This window comes from Microbulbifer variabilis (assembly GCF_020524905.1).
GTDB classification, from domain to species: domain Bacteria; phylum Pseudomonadota; class Gammaproteobacteria; order Pseudomonadales; family Cellvibrionaceae; genus Microbulbifer; species Microbulbifer variabilis_A.
The window spans coordinates 19,393-37,634 of sequence record NZ_JAIVKI010000024.1; the positions used below are offsets into that span (position 1 = coordinate 19,393).

Annotated in this window: 18 protein-coding genes and 1 pseudogene; 5 read left to right on the forward strand and 14 right to left on the reverse strand. The window is 44.7% G+C overall.

Translation table 11 applies throughout. The features are described 5' to 3' along the window. Window positions 1-125: 125 nt before the first annotated feature. The 3 genes from LC073_RS19540 to LC073_RS19550 all read right to left on the reverse strand — a co-directional run bounded on the left by LC073_RS19540 (window position 126) and on the right by LC073_RS19550 (window position 3,070). Window positions 126-953, reverse strand: a complete 828-nt coding sequence (locus LC073_RS19540) for a tetratricopeptide repeat protein (RefSeq protein WP_226649018.1) — start codon at window positions 951-953, stop codon at window positions 126-128. A gap of 253 nt (window positions 954-1,206) precedes the next feature. Then, complete coding sequence (locus tag LC073_RS19545; RefSeq protein WP_226649019.1) at window positions 1,207-1,692, reverse strand: hypothetical protein; 486 nt, start codon at window positions 1,690-1,692, stop codon at window positions 1,207-1,209. Between the two features lie 154 nt (window positions 1,693-1,846). Then, window positions 1,847-3,070, reverse strand: coding sequence for a tyrosine-type recombinase/integrase (locus tag LC073_RS19550; protein WP_226649021.1), 1,224 nt, complete (start codon window positions 3,068-3,070; stop codon window positions 1,847-1,849). Window positions 3,071-3,456: 386 nt separating this feature from the next. Here LC073_RS19550 and LC073_RS19555 point away from each other — a divergent pair, with 386 nt between their 5' ends. The 3 genes from LC073_RS19555 (at window position 3,457) to LC073_RS19565 (ending at window position 4,783) form a co-directional block, all read left to right on the forward strand. Further along, complete coding sequence (locus tag LC073_RS19555) at window positions 3,457-3,975, forward strand: hypothetical protein (RefSeq protein WP_226649023.1); 519 nt, start codon at window positions 3,457-3,459, stop codon at window positions 3,973-3,975. Continuing rightward, the gene (locus LC073_RS19560) at window positions 3,975-4,193 is read left to right on the forward strand and encodes a hypothetical protein (RefSeq protein WP_226649025.1); all 219 of its coding nucleotides are present in this window, start codon (window positions 3,975-3,977) and stop codon (window positions 4,191-4,193) included. Before LC073_RS19555 ends, LC073_RS19560 begins: the two co-directional genes overlap by 1 nt. Before the next feature lie 461 nt (window positions 4,194-4,654). Continuing rightward, window positions 4,655-4,783, forward strand: a complete 129-nt coding sequence (locus tag LC073_RS19565) for an IS3 family transposase (RefSeq protein ID WP_413231463.1) — start codon at window positions 4,655-4,657, stop codon at window positions 4,781-4,783. A 105-nt stretch (window positions 4,784-4,888) separates the two neighbouring features. Here the strand turns inward: LC073_RS19565 and LC073_RS21865 are convergent, their stop codons facing one another. Further along, window positions 4,889-5,719: a PDZ domain-containing protein gene (locus LC073_RS21865; protein ID WP_226649026.1), complete on the reverse strand. Its 831-nt coding sequence runs from the start codon at window positions 5,717-5,719 to the stop codon at window positions 4,889-4,891. A 147-nt stretch (window positions 5,720-5,866) separates the two neighbouring features. Here LC073_RS21865 and LC073_RS19575 point away from each other — a divergent pair. Beyond that, window positions 5,867-6,454, forward strand: a pseudogene (locus LC073_RS19575) (IS30 family transposase); the annotation flags it as partial. 6 nt (window positions 6,455-6,460) lie between these two features. On the opposite strand, the gene LC073_RS19580 reads toward LC073_RS19575, so the two are convergent. From LC073_RS19580 to LC073_RS19605, 6 genes are all read right to left on the reverse strand, one after another. After that, a complete protein-coding gene (locus tag LC073_RS19580) occupies window positions 6,461-6,616 on the reverse strand; it encodes a hypothetical protein (protein ID WP_226649028.1) in 156 nt (51 codons plus the stop codon). Between the two features lie 264 nt (window positions 6,617-6,880). Continuing rightward, window positions 6,881-7,096 carry a cold-shock protein gene (locus LC073_RS19585; protein WP_413231462.1) on the reverse strand — a complete coding sequence of 72 codons (216 nt, stop codon included), beginning with the start codon at window positions 7,094-7,096 and terminating at the stop codon, window positions 6,881-6,883. A gap of 247 nt (window positions 7,097-7,343) precedes the next feature. Further along, window positions 7,344-7,742, reverse strand: coding sequence for a hypothetical protein (locus LC073_RS19590; protein WP_226649031.1), 399 nt, complete (start codon window positions 7,740-7,742; stop codon window positions 7,344-7,346). Continuing rightward, entirely contained in the window at window positions 7,717-8,040 is a 324-nt protein-coding gene (locus tag LC073_RS19595; RefSeq protein WP_226649033.1) for a hypothetical protein, read from the reverse strand. The genes LC073_RS19590 and LC073_RS19595 overlap by 26 nt, the downstream gene beginning before the upstream one ends. Window positions 8,041-8,297: 257 nt before the next feature. After that, window positions 8,298-9,032, reverse strand: coding sequence for an SOS response-associated peptidase family protein (locus LC073_RS19600; RefSeq protein ID WP_226649035.1), 735 nt, complete (start codon window positions 9,030-9,032; stop codon window positions 8,298-8,300). 826 nt (window positions 9,033-9,858) lie between these two features. Beyond that, the gene (locus tag LC073_RS19605) at window positions 9,859-11,031 is read right to left on the reverse strand and encodes a patatin-like phospholipase family protein (RefSeq protein ID WP_226649037.1); all 1,173 of its coding nucleotides are present in this window, start codon (window positions 11,029-11,031) and stop codon (window positions 9,859-9,861) included. 499 nt (window positions 11,032-11,530) lie between these two features. On the opposite strand from LC073_RS19605, the gene LC073_RS19610 reads away from it, so the two are divergent. Further along, window positions 11,531-12,082 (forward strand): hypothetical protein, encoded by a 552-nt coding sequence (locus LC073_RS19610; protein ID WP_226649038.1) that lies wholly within the window; start codon window positions 11,531-11,533, stop codon window positions 12,080-12,082. A gap of 65 nt (window positions 12,083-12,147) precedes the next feature. Here the strand turns inward: LC073_RS19610 and LC073_RS19615 are convergent, their stop codons facing one another. From LC073_RS19615 to LC073_RS19630, 4 genes are all read right to left on the reverse strand, one after another. Beyond that, on the reverse strand, window positions 12,148-13,098 hold the full coding sequence (locus LC073_RS19615) for a UDP-glucose 4-epimerase family protein (protein ID WP_226649040.1): 951 nt from the start codon (window positions 13,096-13,098) through the stop codon (window positions 12,148-12,150). Between the two features lie 205 nt (window positions 13,099-13,303). Then, a complete protein-coding gene (locus LC073_RS19620; protein WP_226649042.1) occupies window positions 13,304-13,975 on the reverse strand; it encodes a hypothetical protein in 672 nt (223 codons plus the stop codon). A gap of 174 nt (window positions 13,976-14,149) precedes the next feature. After that, window positions 14,150-14,416, reverse strand: coding sequence for a hypothetical protein (locus LC073_RS19625; protein ID WP_226649044.1), 267 nt, complete (start codon window positions 14,414-14,416; stop codon window positions 14,150-14,152). Between the two features lie 131 nt (window positions 14,417-14,547). After that, window positions 14,548-18,237, reverse strand: a complete 3,690-nt coding sequence (locus tag LC073_RS19630) for an efflux RND transporter permease subunit (protein ID WP_226649046.1) — start codon at window positions 18,235-18,237, stop codon at window positions 14,548-14,550. Window positions 18,238-18,242: the final 5 nt, after the last annotated feature.

The window sequence follows — 18,242 nt, forward strand, 5'->3', positions numbered from 1 at the left end:
TTTAGAAGACACCCTATCAAGTCAAACCTGAACTACTACAATTAAGCTATGGGAAAAATATACGTCGGCAATAGTGATGAATATCTATTTCACCTATAACCACAAGTTTCAGGATGAAATCTAGATCAGATTGATTTCTCGCTTGAATATTTCACTTGCAGTCGAATCTCTTCAGCACGTCTACTTATCAGTTCTGCTCTTTCTGGACGCTCTGTTACACGATAAAAGTCGGCCAAATTATCTAGTGTAGATATAAAACTTGGATGGTTAGTACCGCGACTTTTTTCTAAAATTTCTAATGCTCTCTTGATATTCAACTCTGCACTTTCTAGATTACCATTCATTAAGTTGAAGTAAGCTAAATTTTTAAGGGCCCGCGCCACCTGAGGAGTATCAGGGCCAATTCTATCCGCAGCAATTTTTAAGGATTCCATAGCCACACTAACGCCTCGTTCATACTCTCCGCTTTCGGCTAGTTCGGATGCCTCTTCATGAAGTTCACCTAGATAAATATCTGTGATTTTCCTATCTGACAGACTTGCATGTCCTTCAGAATAGATGTAGCAACGCTGTTTAACCTTACGGTTATCTCTACGAGACTCGCACTCTTTTAGAGCTAAAATATTAGCTTCTTCCTGTGTTCTACAGTCATATGCCCATCCAATAGAGGCCGCCCCTTTATCAGAAACGGCTATGGCTAGAGCCTTCATATCTGGATGAGAATTGTACTCTTCGAAATGCAACGAGACTTCTATTTGGGAAATAACCCTTTCGCTTCTATTTTTTGCATTTTCTATATCTGGGTTAACTACACACCCGGCTAACACTACAAATGTTAAGAGAGCCAAAAACCTAATGAATATCTTAGTGTATTGAGATGATCGCATGGTATAAATTTCGGATACTACGTTTGCTTTTCTTAAGTCTATCTGCGCGTAAAGCTCTGCTCTCAAGCTAGAATTCTTCAGTGACGTTTGAAAACCTCTTTTCATGAATTTGCAAAATTTTCGGAATTTTAATCCCTCTTTTCGCGACACTAAATATTATACCAATACTTTCATCACTCAGTCTCAACCATTGATTTCGTATCGATACAAGATTCACAACAGGGGCAGGGCGACATTGCATTAGGCTGTTACCGCAGCCGAAGGCTGCGACAACAGCGCCTAGCCAGCGTTTAAACATCTATCTTACGAAGACGGATAGTTAATCCAAATTTGATATCTTGATTTTATCCAAAAACTCTGTGGACGTAATTACTGGCATCATGGTTAGATCCCCTTTCGAACCCGCCAATATCGCAGACACTACCAACCCACCTGCTGCCTGTGCGTTAGATTTATTGTAATTGAAGTAATAATAAAGCCTTGGTGAATTATTAACTTTATCTTTTGGAATCCAGATTCCTCCCTCGAATGGACCCATAGATAGTTTTTCCATGTATTGAATCACACAGGCTTCGGGACCCCGATAGAAAGTCCCAAATTCATTTTCAAATTCAGGGCGATAAATCCCACGCTCCAACCCTTCCTTCCAATTTACCTTTGCCAATCCATATTTCGCCTCATAAGTCAATTGGCTTTCCAGGACAATGGAGTTGTCCGACTCTATGGGCTCTAGATTCTTTATAAGATGCGTATAATTTGCACAGCCAGATAGAAATAAGGCTAACAAAATAATTATTTTTTTCACAAATACTCCTAAGATCCATTTTTAGATGACAACATGTCATTTTATATTGTTTGGACGCCTCTATAAAATACCAACATCTGAATCATAGGAGTCTCCGTACAACAATTGTTGTATTTGCGCATTACTACAGCACTTTCACAGCCCGCTCCAACCATTATTTTCGTATCGATACTACGTTATCCGCTAGAGCGGTGGTTGCATAGGCAGCCCAATCGGCCATTAGTGACTTTCTCTTTTCAAATAGATCACCGCGTCTATAGGCAGCCTCTACTGAATCTCCAAGGCTGTGGGCCAGTGCCTGTTCACACACATCACGCGGGTGAGGAGTCATCTCGCCAGCCCAATCACGGAAAGTTGACCTAAACCCATGGACAGTTAGGTCGCCACGGCCTACCCGGCGCAATGCCATTAGCATGGCCATATTCGAAAGTGGCCGCCCCTCATCTCGGCCAGGGAATAGAAACCGGCTATCATCGACTCGTGGTATAGATTCCAGTAGAGCTATCACAGGTGGTGCTAGTGGGACTCTATGCTCTTTGCCCGCCTTCATTCTTTCAGCCGGAATTGTCCACGACTTGGCCTCGAAGTCTATTTCATCCCAAGTCGCCTCCAGCACTTCACTTGTGCGAGTTGCTGTCAGGATAGTCAGCTCCATAGCCCTGAAAGCCAACCCTTCTCTCTTGGCAATCTCTAGCATAAACTCGGGCAGCTCTGCCCAAGGCAGCGCGCTATGGTGCTTCACCTGACGAACCTTTGAGCGCTTTGGGAGTAACTTGTCCAGGTGACCACGCCAGCGGGCAGGGTTCTCACCTTCTCGAAGCCCCCGCGCCTTAGCCGCATCCAACACGAGCTCCACTCGATTGCGGACCCTGCTTGCCGTCTCAGGTTTCTCTAGCCAAATTGGTTTCAGCATCTCCAGCACATCATCAGTGGAGACATCACAGGAGGCCTTATCACCTATCACTGGGAAAGCGTATTGTTGAAGGGTGTTCTCCCACTGCTGAGTATGCTTGGTGCTTTTCCATCCTCCACGGTGGGCCTCAATGTAATCAGCAGCCATATCACGGAACATGACAGTCTTTGCCTTCTCCCCCTGTGCTGCAGCCTTTTGCTTCTGCTGGGTGCGTCGGCGCTCCTCAACGGGGTCGACCCCTTGCAGAATCAGCCTCTTTTGGATTCCAGCTTCCACCCTGGCCTGCTTAAGGCTCACATCATTCAGGCTGCCTAAGCCCATCTCCCTGCGTTTGCCATGAAGCTGATAGCGAAGAACCCAGCTCCTTGCACCAGATACCTGCACAAATAGACGCAGGCCATCGCCGTCATCATATTTGCCCGGTGTTTTGATCCCCTCGATACCCTTTACGGTTAGCTTTCCCATATATCCTCCATGATAGCTTCCATTCCCCCACTTGTTCCCCCACTTTATCACGGATTTCATGGTTTAAGGCCGGATGCTTCTGGAAGGAAAATGCCTTACAGGCCCCGTATTTACTAGGGTTCAATGGAAATGATAGGATCAGCCTGGAAGGTAAATAGGCGGACTGCCCCACCGCCATATAAAGCCTTGTAAATCATAGAGTTACAAGCACCGAAGGGCGGTACCAATCTTCTTGGTACCGCCCTTTTTCGTTTAAGTCTCAACAAAGTCTCAACGCAAAAATATCTCTTACTGCCAGGGAGGCGGAAAGTGCATGCCTTCATGGCGACCGTACCCTCCTCCAGCTGAAAGAAAAAAGCAGAAAAGCCATTTGAAAAGGAGTTTATATGGCAGTCTACAAGCTGAGCATGCGCGAGGAGCTAGAGCGCAGGTATGCCGAACTCAGACGGCAATCGATCCAAATGGCCAATGAGGCACTGGATCTACCAGATACCCGCCTTGAACTTGTCGATACTGCCTCCTATGCGGCTTTCCGGCATTGGGAGAATCACCCCAACCGGAAGGTTGATTGGGACTGGCCTTCTTCCTGGATAAGCTGGAAACTTAATTTCCCTAAGCGATTTGAGTCTGCTACCTGGGCCGGGAACCGCCTAGTAGGCTTTGCCATGGGGCGCCCTACATATCACGCTACAGGGTTAAGGCTGGACTATATCGAGAAGTCACCAGAAGCTGGGGAGCCACATTTAGACCTAACTTATTTGGCCCTATACGCTTATGCCACTCTTCTCGGTGCTACGCATGTAAAAATCATGCACCCCATAAATAATGATGTTCGAGATTACTATGAACAAAAAGGGTTCCAGTATGATCCCAGAAGCGACAGCTGTATCCGGAGAATTATTTGATGAATGACAAAATCAAAGACTTCAATACTGCCCATGACGAGAAGCTCAAAAAGCTTTCCAAAGAAGAGCGGGCTAAAGCCGGCCTAAAAAAACTAGCCCAAAAAATGAGAGCAGACAAAGGCAAGATCAAAGAACCAGAAGGCTTGGCGTCTGGAAAAAGTGACAGAGATGGAAAGATGATCATTGATCTCGATAAGGACCATGACGATGAGCGATAAGCCACTAACCGACAAAGAGAAGCAATTCACTGTTCTGCCTAATGAAGCAGACCCCAAAAGCTCATACACGAAGGCAAGGCAAGCAATTTCTAAGGCTTTAGCTGAAGTGAAGAAAACAAAAAACTCAAGATAGTTGCCTGACCAAGCGCTACCCAAACCAGGTCTGACCGCGCCAGCCCAAGCCAAAAAAATGCTTCAGTCGCCCTCTGCCCCTGCAGTCCACACCAGTATTCCGAGGTTCTGATCAGTGAATAATCTATTCAAAGAGCTTCAAAACCTTTCGCTTCGTGAAATTCCCACTGGCTAAAGATCTCGTACCAGCTCAGGCCCTAACCTCTTATGCCATTTCATCAACTAAAAGAGCGCCCAGAATCGGCAGGCGTGGGGAGGAGTGACCGGCGCGTTTTTGCAGTACGTTTTTTGACCGGGCCGGCCTACTGACCCTACCCATCAACGACAACATTGGTGCAAAAACGTTTTTCCACTCACTCGAGGTGAAGGCGGTTCATGGGAACCGCTTTTCCATAAGGTGTTCAATGAGAGAAACAATATTTGAATATATAGAGATAGACTGCAGGGCACCTCAATAAATTGCTTTTTTATGCCCGTGATCACTGAAACATGGGGTCTTTAGTGAGATAAAACTGAAGGAACAACCAGCCGCTTAATGGCATGTCCGTTGTTGATGGGTAGGATTACTCAGTGCTCAATATACCCAGCGGGCCACTAGATATATATACTGTTTCTGAAAAATCCTTTCCTTTTCGAATAATTTCTAATGGGATGCTCTTTCCAGGCGGGATACGTTGTATCATTTGTCGAAGATCATGTATTGTTACAACTGAAGCACCATTGTAAGATAGCACTTGGTCGCCTTGCTTTAGGTTAATTCTACTTGCCTGAGAATCAGGTAACACCTTTCCAATTGTCAACTGTGGTTTCATCCCTACTGATTTTGCATATAAATCAAATTCTTCCTTGCTTAGCATTTTGGACATATAGAGAAAGGGGGAGCTATACCTATCAAACTCCGCCATTAATTCTTGAGCTTCTGGTGAGGAATTGTCAGGCAAATGTTGCAGCTTATATGCTACTTGCATCTGATCATATTCAAACCTACCCCAAAGAGATAATACATATTCCGCTCGCTCCTCGTTAAAGCCTACATTAATAAGCCTCTTTAGTTGAAGCTTTCTAAAATCCATGTTGGTAGAGGGATCATCGTTCGGATTGTATTCGACCGGCCCTTCCGGTTGTAAAACCCCTGAAGACAACTCCTTTACATCGAGATCCCCACTATCCGCACCAGTTATAAAATTTAATTTATCAATATCCTGTTGCAGAAGCTGTTGAGATCTGTAAATCTCTTCAACACGACCCTCAAGTACAGCCAATTTTCCAGCAAAGGCACTTTCATTTTTAGAGAAAATAGCATGAGCCCAGTCTTGCGCAGGAAAGATAATTACAGTCAAAATAAATACAAGACCAAATACCCCTAATGCTAGTGCAAGCTTACGGTTACTCACAATCAAATTCCTTCTCAAATTTTCATTATGCAATTTAAACAATATCTAATAATTTTACACAACTTGGTTTCGGATAATAAGTGCAATTGGTAAAGGAGGGCTCAGCTGGTAGAGTCGGCACCTCTCCCGACCAAGAGAAAGGCACTGATGAGCTACTACCAACTGAGCGAGAACGAACGATACCAGATTTACAGCCTAAGAAAAGCCGGACACTCTCAGAATGCAATAGCAAAATTGTTAGAGAGACTTCCCTCGACGATCAACCGAGAGTTACGACGCAATATAGGCTTGCGAGGATATCGTCCAGGACAAGCACATAAGCTTGCAGAAAAAAGACGCCAACAAGCGTATAAGACACAGAAAGTGACTAATGGCGTGTGGCAACAAATAGACACCCTAACTCGGAAAGAATTAAGTCCCCAGCAAACTGCGAGCTATTTAAAGAGACATACAGGTGTATCGTTACATCATGAGACAATCTACGAACTAATTTATTTAGACCAGGCAAATGGTGGAGACTTATACAAGCATCTTAGGATTGCCTCAAAACCTTATCGCAAGCGATACGGTAAGTATGATCGACGTGGAAAGATCAAAAACAGAGTGTGCATAGATGATCGGCCAGCTGTTGTAGACCGAATGAATCGGATTGGCGACTGGGAAGGTGATACCGTTATAGGCAAGGGGCGTGGCGGAGCTTTGCTGACTATGGTTGAGCGCAAAACATTATTTACTGCATGATTAGTGGGTAGGATCATTATGGTAGCCACCATTCGCATCAGACCAGCGGAGAAGCCACTGCTGGCGGTCGTAGGCCTCAGGCTCCGCTTCGTAGCAGCCGCTTAGTAAGGCTGTAAAAACTAGTAAAAAAAGTAAACGCATATAAGTCTTAAGCATCAAAGGCTACTTTGGCCCAGTTACTTCTAAGACTTTATATATTTAAAATTTACCCAGGTCTTAATTATTACTGCCATTCACTCACCAGTAGTATGCCATCGGTTATCTCTTCAACTCCGGCAGCCTTACTTCGCCCTTTTTTACACCTTCCCTTTGCCTGACGCTGAGTCACGTGAGACTTTCCCATCTCCGTATGAAATAAGAGCAAAAAAAAGGCCAGCCTAAGCAGGCTAGCCCTTTTAACTTTTAGCAAACTATCAGAGTTCAAATAATGGTAATCTTTTCAGCTTGCGGGCCTTTCGGTCCCTGGGTAATTGTGAACTCAACTTCTTGGCCTTCCATTAAGGTTCTAAAGCTAGAGTTTACAATTGCACTTGAGTGAGCAAAAACATCTGGTCCAGACTGCTGGCCAATAAATCCGAAACCTTTAAGTTCATTGAACCACTTTACGGTTCCTTTAACTACATTTGACATAATCATATCCTAAAAAATAAAAATATTAGTGCCTAACAAAGGCTAAAACTGCTTGGAAATCTGACTGAAACTTAGATGCTGCAGGACGAGGTATTACGGATAAAACTGCGAAATGTAGGATTTAAATAAGAGACGATCTTTCTAGCTTTCCCCACAGTATAGAGGTCGTATAACAATGTCTAGCATTATTTATAGGTTTTCACATTATTGTTCTCTTTTTGACTTAGTTTGAGTTATTTAAGCACCACCATGACTATGATGGGCCATTATCATCATCTGCATACACCCGCTCATCGTAATTCACCGCCGTCATACCAACCCGCTCGGTGCCGCTGGGTTTAATATCGGTAATCAGTGCCAGGTGGCTCCAGCGCCTGGCCTCGCCTAACATATACAGCAGCGGCTCCATGCTGCCATCTAGTGTGGGCGTAAAATCCAGATTGGAATCTATCGCTACGACGTTAGCGCTGGTGGTTGGCGTAGCCGTATAGAGCCCGGACAGGGTGCCGTCTCGTTTACGCAGGGCGAGGAAGTACGTTCTTGCGCCCCACTCCAGGTCCGCATCCAGGGTGATTTCTCGCCCGTTAACCGCCAACAGCCTGCCCGCCTGCGAATAGCCGGGGATATCATCGGCGAGGGCGCACCAGCTCAAATAAAGGCTGTTGAGGCCGTCCGTCCATCTCGGTTTTGAATGTGAAACGGGTGCAGCGGTAGCCCTGTATGCGTCGCGGGCGCATGTCGTAGCCCCAGGCTTTGGTTTTATCGGTGATACCAACGACCCTGACCTTGCTCAGGGATAGCCCCTGATCCCTGGGCAGGGTGCAGAGTATGGTGGCCGACTTCCAGGTGTGGGGGTCAAAATACTCTACCTCCACACCATCCACCTCACCCTGGGCCAGTAGTTGTATATCCCTTTGTAACTCCCCCACCATATTGTCAGGCTGATACATATGCTCCAGCCCTGTGCGCGGCCCATCGATTCAGATTACCAGCGGAATAGTAAGAACAACTTTCGCAACACAACCAAGCTTGCATAAAGAACCACCTACAGCGAGTAAGAAATAGTAGAATTTACTATAGAGACAACACCGCTAGAGTTGTTTCATGCCGGGTCAGACAAGAAAGTTAAGCAGTCATCAAAATCAAGAGTAACTTCGAAATACCCGCCTACAAAGAAGAGGGAAGCCATAAGCAACCCCTCAAATTCTCACGCAATAGCGAAGGCCTGATATTTTACCGGCTCACGGTGTCCCATCAAAAAATTCTGCCACTCTGGAGCCGTATAAGACTTCGCATCTAACCAGACCTGCACATATTCAGCACCCAAAAAGATAGGGCTTCTATCATGGCCTGTTGCCTCAACCTCCGGGGCTGGTTCATCAGTAATCAAAGTACATGAGTAGTAACCAACCTCCCCGCCAACAGATTCCCAGTAATCCCAAAGGATTGGTGCCCACATTAAATCCTTACGCACAGGAGTAAATTGAACCTGTGCTTTCCTCCCCTTGCGCTCGACCCACTCAAAGAAGCTAGAAAAAGGCAAAATGCCATGTTGCCGCCCTATCAAAGGTCGCCAGGTCTTTGCATCCAACAATCTATCCAACCGGGCATTATAAAGGCTATAGCGGGTCGATAGATCTACTGCAGAATTTGCAGACCGTAAGGAGTAACGCAGAGGGCGCAGCCAATTTTGCCCCCCATCCCTAACGATACCTGGCGCAAAATACCGTGGATAGACTCTTTCACTCGCACCCGCCAAACGAAATTGACTCACTCGGGGCTGTCCCTTTAAACCGAGAACATACTGAATCTCAGCTTTCCCAGCAGAAACTTCCCACTTCTGGTCCAGACGTAATTGCTTCCAGGCACGAGCGTCTTTCTTGAATTCAACAGGTAGTAATGACAGCGATTTATCATTAGGGACTGCAAAGGAGTAACACATAGGAGCTCTCCATTCAGGGTAACGAAACCTTGTTCAAAGGGGCTCAATTGGATTAGCTGACCAGCAAATGGGGTATTTTTTATTAGAAAGAAGGAGAAAGATAACCTAGCCCCTACTGCAATAGTCATTGCATCCAATATATTAGAATATGCTTTATCCTGCTATATTTGGCGCGCCAAACAACCCGATAAAGGTAAATCATAATAGGATACTGCCCCCAACTATCACCTGGCTGTCTTTTACCTCTACGATTTTCAGCTGAAAAAAGTGTTAATGCGTAGTGAATATATTTACCGAATAATGGCGACTGTCCTAGTGATCGGCACCCCCTGCAATAGTTTGGTACTGCTGAACATATCTTTCCTGGGATTTAGCGACCGTAGAAATCTAGAGGTTTTGATTACTCTTCCACTGTCAATACGATGACTTCTTTTGCATTTTCCCTTTCAATGAATTTAATTTTCTTGAACTGACAATATGTAAGTATGCTCGGAGGACTTTCAGCATGAAGATAGCATCATATTAGGGTATTAGTTGTGAATTTAGGCTTGATTTGTCTTATCACACCATGTTAGACATTACAGGAATTTTAGTGAAATCAATCAACTAAGTGCTTCGAGAAATACACGTACGTAAAGGCGCTTCACTCTGCAAACACTCAAAAAAATGGTAAAATTATCGATCTAACTACTTTTTTATTTATGATGCAGAACATCGGCGGCATTACAGGATTCACCACTGGAAGGAACCTTCCTGAATTAATAAAAATTCTCCCAAAAAATAAAAAGGAATAAAAAAATCGATGCATCAAATATAAAAAATCACATCAATTTCCCTCCGAACCTTCCTCCTTAAGATAATTAATTATTTGATCAATCTCCTCCGCATTTTCTTCGATAAGCCTATCCGAAAGTACTTTCAGTTTATCGATTAATTTGTAATCAAAGGGGCCTATAAATGGATCGATCAATAGAACATTTAAATAGTCATACCTTACACGTGTTGACGCTAAAGATTCTGCAATTTCAAGTGAAAATATCTGTTGATAGTCCATAGAGCGGCTCATGCTAAATATAGCATCCTGAAACCAACGCAATTTACCCCAGCTCTTCAAACTCTTATAGTTAAAATCCATAGTAGATACTGGATGAATCCCAGACCCAAGTATTAGCACATAATAGTTTTTCCCTGGAAAATTTTCGATTACATCATGCAAAATAATGCTTGCGGGATCGTTAGCTGTAATTGCTGCATCTGCAAAATATTCGTGACTTAGAGTGTCACCCGTAGTTACAAAATCTACGGGGGTGAAAAAAGCTTCCGCGCTGGATGCGGCCATAATAAGCTGGTACAACGTATTTGTTGGAAGGTTGGAGGCCTCGCTTCCCCGATTCTTGAATAGGTGTAATTTACCATTATGTATATCCAGAGAGGGAATAATTACGTATTTTTCCAAACTGGTGAACTTCAGCTCAGTGGAATAATTTCTCTTTAACACATCACACAGCCGGCTCCCAATAAATCTTGGTGAGAGATACCCGTTCACCGTTAAAATATTGTGATACCAGGGAGTAGAGAAAATATATTCACTTTCGTTTTCATAAATATTGATTAATCTATCAGTTTTTGAGTAAATACTTTCATCTTCGGCGTCTAAGCGGTTAAATTCCGCATCTGGTATATTTAGGCTGGTTGCAATAATCGCACCTGTCGAGACCCCACTAAACACATCAAACACATCCTCGATGGGCTTACCAAGCCGTTTTTCAATGTGACGTATCAAATAGAGAGGTATTAGACCACGAACACCGCCACCTTCAATAATCAGAATATTAATTGTTTCTTTCTTCTTGAGGTCATCATTACTTTTTATTACTTCACTCGGAATCGGTTGCGATTCAAATTTTATGCCTCGAGCAAATTGATGATTATAGAAATAAACCAGCAAAGCCAAAGCCAAAATCACTACAATAATGGCCGTTACATACTTGACCTTCATTGAAGCACCTCAAACCTTTCCATATATTATAAGAACATCAATCCTGTTTATTGTTTACTTTTATCACCACAAAAAGCTGACCGTCTATCCACAGTTATTAACCAGTTGTTATTTCTTATTGGATGTAAGCTGAGTCAGTAATAACGCTGCAGCTATAAGAAAGATTTGGACTATCAGTCAACAGCAGATGCCATAGAGCCTACGGCTCTCGATGTACATGAGCACACGGCCCTGATAAATTTTCAATCAATTTTTGCAGATGGTTTAATTTAAGCTTGCTTATAGCATTTCTTAAATAATCAATACCAATATGCAAATATGCAAATATGATATGAGTATTGATCAATTTATTACAGGGTGCTGTATTAGCTCAAATTTTACACGATTACCGATATTGTCAATCATATAAAAAAGTGCGTTACAATAACTACAAAAGATATCAAATATGAGATACTTCGCCCCTATAAAATCAAAATCTCTATCGTAGTAGGAAGGGTATATGACCAAATTTGCGATCGGTCTGGCAGCAGTTTTACTAGCCGGATGTAGCGCTACGACAAACATCACACAAAAAAGCGCTAGTGAAGTTCGTCAAGCTGTGACAATACAGAATACTACGGGTAATAGCGCGATTGAATATAGCGGCCCCCCAATGCAGGGAACAACAGATGGCTCCACTTACAATTTGTACTACTTTAATTTGCGAGCCCTAGCGCCCACTGATGGCTCCGCCCGTCAATATCAGCTGCATATTGATATCACATACAGAGAAAACTGGCGCAACTATGAAAAGGCGATCTTAAATGGTGGAGACCAGCTTGAATTATCTCAGCTAAATCTAAAAACCCTCAACTGCGTTTCATCAGTTAGCTGCATGATTGAGGAGACCATTGAGGTAGCATTGAGTGAGGATCAAATCACCAACGCCCTCAAGCGCCGGGAAAAACTCAGAGTGAAACTCTATGCAAAATCAGGGCATCGCTCGGTTATTGATGTTCCCAGTTCTTATCTGATGGGATTCTACTCTGCTATTGTCAATAGGCAGGGTTAGATACAGAAGGTCGCTGTAGTTACTCTACTGCACGGCCTCAACTCTAAGGCCCATACAATTAGCTTCTATCGATTGAAACTATGTTTTTTCATATCTTCTGCAGTCTTAACCAACCCCTCTTCTATAGTTACCGGTGGTTCCCAGCTCAACAATTGCTTAGTTTTCTCAATATCCACTTGCAAGGAACCACACAGACGATCGGATACGGCTCTTTTCCCCAGTAGGGTGAGTGTGAATGTCAAAACAGATTCTGGTACGGGTACTAGTAGGGCACGACACCCCAAGGCCCTGGAGAGTTGCTTGAGCAAATCTGTGATTGACATGTCGAAATCATCGGATACAAGGAAGATCTGGTTCTTGGCCTTAGGGTGATCAATACAAATAGTGAGCAAGTCGATCAGGTTATAGATAGAAACTAAGCTGCGACGATTCCTTACTAAACCCAGGGGAAGGGGGATGCCTTTTTGAAGCCACCTCATCATAGAGTGAAAATTGGCCTTTACTCCCGGTCCATATACCAGCGGTGGGCGGATGATGACGACCTCCAGACCGGTCTCCTTGGCCAAAGCCAGCAGCGCATCCTCTGCTTCTTTTTTAGAAATTGCATAGGGATCGGCCGGGTGGGGAGTTTCCACAGCAGTAAATGCTCCCCTACCGGTAGTTGACTCCCCATTCACCTTTATAGAACTTAAGTAGATAAACCGTTTCACTCCAGATAAGGCGGCCTGACGGGCCAGTTGGAGGGTACCTTCCAAGTTAACCTTACGAAATTCTGCCAGGGGATTATCTGCGGTTTCATGCATTACATGGACTCGCGCAGCTGCATGGATTACCACGTCAATATTATCCAGAGCGGAACTCCAATCAGTCTTCGCATCTATGTGCGGTATCTGAAGCCCTCCCTCAACCGCTCGACGATACACGGGCAGTACGTCAAAACCCTTGGCTCGGAGGGCCGGCAGGAGGGCTCTTCCTACAAAGCCGCTGGCACCGGTTAACAATACACGCTCTTCCACTAACTTCGCTCATATCAAAAGTTCTATTGGTGAAATAGTTTACAGAGGGTATAGCGGTGAGTCACTGCTGGAGATTACAAGCACGAGCAAGATTGGGAGTTCCTGATGGCCTTCGACGCCTAAAAACAACATGGACATAGGGCCAATTCAAATCTTGTTGAACTACATAAAGAATTGGATTGATGTCCTATCAACTTAAAGGCCTTCAATCCTGAGAATCTTCCTTGATCTCGCAAAACCGCCGCCGATCTTTCTCAGCGTTTTTAACCCTGGCTCTCACATTCTCCAGCGCTCGTTCATGGGGTTCTGCGGTTTCCGGTGTGCCCCATTGCACTTCCCAGTCCTCTCGGGCTTTCAGGCAATCCTTCGCCTGGCGGTAATTCCATTGCGCCTCAGAGCAAGGACTTAAATTGCGTGGTGCCTTACGGTCACAGATACGGTGGTATCTTTTACGGGCCATGGTCGGCTTGAAATCGCTTTCAATCACAGCGTCGAAGTGCCGAATAGGCAGTGTTTTTGCCCGTTGAGAAGTTGAAACATCTCTAGCAATAGTCCTAAAAATGACGATCCCAAGAAGTTCACTCGATGCATACTGGTTTTGAGATATAGAAACAGTCATCTTAAAAGGAGAAACAACCATATAACCTTTTACAGTTGGGATATCTCTATAATGGGGAAAGACTGGTAAGGGCGAATAGTCCACATTCGAATGGAGCTGTATTATATTTGCATTACCCAATTGCCAACGATAAGCACTAGTAGAAATCCCGGATTGGTTTCCAACAGCACCATTTGATAAGACCAAAGACATAAAAACCAATAGGCAGCTTAAACCAATTGATACCCCCCTTATCCCTCTATTATCAGTATCAGGCATAGAGCACCTCTGGTAAGTTGCGATGCCTGGGCTCACACTTGCAAAGGGTTTGAATACCTAGGCAATTACCGTGAAAGCCACTAGTAAACCGAAGAGTCAGTATAGTGTCCCAATTCTCAAGCTCCAACAGCTTTCAGAAAGCCCAGTCTCCTCTCACTTCCAGGCTCCACTTACTTAAAGGTGCTTTTGCAACTCTTTTTGATTTAAAACAGGGGTAATCCAGATTTCCGCTCCCAGGGCAGAAAAAAACTTTTCATTGTAAGCCATCAGACGATCCTGCCGCTTTTCCTCCAGAATAAAAATGGCTCCACGCTTGCCATTTTCAAGAAAGAAAAAAGAGGATTCCGGCTCAGCTGAAGCAATGAAATCATTAAATGTTCTTGACATGGACTTGTCCGCAATAGCATTGTTTCCGCTCTTAACGGGAATCAGGATTTTCATTAAAAGACGCATCTGACTTCCTCTCATTGCTGAATGGGGTTATAAGCCCCAAACATAGTTAATACTCCGTTTTTTAAGGGGGATGAGATGACTATTCCTACACTCAGATGTATGACTGTTAAGCAGATTCTTTATGCTTTTATAGCACTTTTACTGCCACCATCTGGGTCTGAGGATTTCTCTTCCCACCGAATCCACTTGAGATCTACCACCATGACGGTATAGAGCACAGGCACCAGCAGTAAGGTGCCACAGGTCGCCAAAATCAAGCCTCCTATCTGTGCAAAACACAAAGGCTGCCAGAGGGGGCCTCCATGGAAGGCTAGGGGCACCAGAGCACAGGTAGTAGCCGCAATAGTAATCAATATTGGCCTTAGGCGTAGAATGCCCGCATCTAATAGGGCCTCTCTGAATGGGTCGCCAGCGGCATGGCGCACTTCTATAAAGTCAAATAGTACAATGATATGACTAACAATCACCCCTACTAAGCTGACAATACCCAGAAATGCCATAAAACCAAACGGTTGATGAGTGATATACAACGCGGACAAAGCGCCAACCATACCGAGTGGCACCGTAGCAAATACCACTAGTGGTTTTAAAAGATTACTAAATTGGAATACCAGAGCCAGAAAAATTGCAGCGGAGGAAACACCAAGAATCATCAACAGCTGTGAAAAACCATGTATTGAGTTTGCCTCATCACCAGAAGCTTGTATTTGATAGCCGCTCGGCAATGTCTCTCGCAAGGCATCCAGTTCCTTTTTAACATCCCCCATAATATCCGAGGAAATATATCCACTAAAAGGATATGCAAATACAGAAATAGTTCGAAATAGTTCCAACCTGCGAATTCTTTCGGTCCTGAAGTCGATTCCTGTTGTTGCAACCTGCTCTAGTGGAACTCTGACATCGGTGTCTGAAGAAAAAACATAGAGGTTATTAATATCTTGTAGCTGTCCCCGTTGATCCAATCGCAAACGAGCAACTATGGGTATCTCTTTATCACCCTGACGTAGAGTGGCCACTTCAGTACCATTGATACCCGTAGAAGAAGCTAGGGCGATATCCTCATTGGTAACCCTAGACATAGCAGCACGGTCCTCAAGCACATTCATATTCAAGGTCAGGCTCTCCCCACCCCAATTCTGACGTACAGTGCGTGCATAGGGCGACTGCTGTACAATATTTTTCACCTTTTCTGCAATCTGTCGCAAAATAACAATATCCCTTCTCTCCTCTTCTGAACCGGTCGTCACTCGCCCGGACACTCGAATTTCAAAGGGATAATCTACCGGCGTCGTCTGCAACTGGCGGACATCCAAGTCGGCACCTGGGATATTCTCACTAAGCGCTTTTTGGATAACTGGCACTAATTCTGGAGTCAAATCTTTGTTACTCAGCCGGATGATAATCTGGCCATAGTTCGCCTGTTGCGGACGAGGATTAACGGTATACCAAAATCTTGGGGCACCTCCACCTACGGTTGTACTAAGGGACTGCAGGATTGATTCGTCAGGCTTTTTAGAACTTTCTTTTTGAAATTTTTCAATCGCCTCCCGTATCACTCGCTCCGCTTGCCTGGCAACATTATTCGTAGCATCAATACTGGCATCGTTCTGCAGCCAGACATCTACATAGGAAAGATACTGTATATCATCGGGGAAAAAAGCGTTTTTTAACTGCATTTTAAGCGCAAACCCAGCGACCAAAACAACTAAAAAACCCAGTAAAACAACTTTTCGGTTATCTACTGCCCAACTAGCTGTACGATAGTAGTACCCTGTAAGCCCCTCTTTTCGCTTTTTCTCCAAGCTTGCTTCAACATGCTTAGGCGGACGCAAAATGAGATTGCCAAGAAAGGGAAGAAAAGTCATTGACACAATTCGCGAAGCAATCAGTGCACTGGCCATAACAATCGGCAGACTGTGTAGGAAGTCACCCTGATTACCAGTTAGTAGTAAAAAGGGTAAATAAGCGACTACGTTGGTCAGTGTTGCAAAAAAAATGGCCTTGGCAAGCAAGGTCGGGCCTAGCCAAGCAGCTATAAAAGAGGGCTTGCCCGCAGCCATCTGCCGTTTGATTGCATCTCCGGCTACAACAGGATCATCTACTAAAAGTCCCAGGGCAATAATGAGTGCCGCAATAGAGACCTGTTGAATTTCCACCCCCATTACCTGAATAAAACCGAAAGTCATAGCCAGAGTGATTGGGATTGAGATCATCAGGAGCACGGCTGAGCGCCAATCTGAAAAACCTATAAAGGCCACAATCACCACGAGGATGATAGCTTCAATCAGCGCCGTAATAAAAAGTGAAACATTTTCCTTTACCTGCCGAGGCTGGTCAGAAACCCTTTCAATTATTAAATCAGGAGGCAAGTCGGCTCTAACCTTATCTAGTAATTGAGTGAGCACCTTGCCCAGCTCGCCGATCTGCTCTTTATCAAGCATCTGCACTGATAAGTTAACACTGCGATGACGATGCCATGTCCCGTCATGTTTAGAGCGGCTGATATAGTAGTTCAGTAACTGCGGTGGTGATTCATAACCCATTGATATATCCAGCACACCCCGCAAATATACAGGAGTACCTTCTTTACTCAGAGTAATAGGAACATCCCCTATTTCCTGATAATCAGTAAAATCACCGCTGGGAAATATAGAAACATCCCGATTCTCCACAGTCAAAACACCGCCGGGAATAGTCGTATTGCGTGCATTGAGTACCGGGGCGATCATATCTGGGCGCAAACCATAAGAGGCAAGTCGCTCCTGAGAATAAATCAAGTCGACTTGTTGCTGTAAAACCCCTGAGCGCAATACTCTTTTAACTTGGGGCAGCGTACGGATATTTGCCGCAATTAGATCGGAGAAATCATCCAGCTGTCGATAGCTATATTTTGCTCCAGCTACTGCAGCCAGGCGCTCGTGAGTTTTAGCAAGATCGTGAACGATAAATGGATCCCAGGCATCGGGAAAGAATTTTTGGGCACTGAGGCGTTCATTCAGAAACCGCTTTTCGGCGCGCATTAATTCTTCATCAGTTTTATCCGAGGTGAAATCCACCCCGATATAACCTGGACCAGACAGGACTTTAAAGGCGATACCATAACCTTCATTTTCCATCCAATTGGAAAACACCCGAAAGGCTGCCATGGCATTAGCCCCATGCACTGAGAGCGGCAGGGCCACCATAATACTCACGCGCTGTTCCAGTCCCTGACGTTTGTACTCAGCACGAACTTCCGAAATGGCCTCGCGGATATTTTCTGCTCTGAGATTTATTTCAGTTGGACCTGCTCGCGGACTGGCCACCGCCAAAAGTACGGCCGCGGTATCGCCAAACTCAGTATTAAATTGTGTGGACTGCGTCCCCGTTGGTAACGACCCCTGAGCATCAATCAACTTTAGGTTTATATCATTAAACGCCTTGGTAACATCGGTATGAGGCGCAAGCTGGACTTGCACTATGGAAACACCATCAAGCGTCAAAGACTTTATGGCAAAAGAGCGGGCATCGGGTTGATACAGGTATTCACTCTGGGCTATAGCATTTTCTATTCGGCGTGTTACTAACTCTTCAACCTTAATAGCACTCTGTCCTGGCCATTTGGTGGTTGCCGTTGCAATACGGACTGGGATATTAGGGTCCTTACTTTTGGGCATTGCCAAGTAGGCGAAAAGGCCCCAGAACATAACGCCAACCAGTAACGCCCAGGAGATGGAAGGGTTGTCGACGAAAAAACGTGCGGTATTAAAGCGGTGTTCACTCTCCGCCTCCAAGATCTCCTCTCTAGTTTCCTCATCCTTAACTGCCATTGATA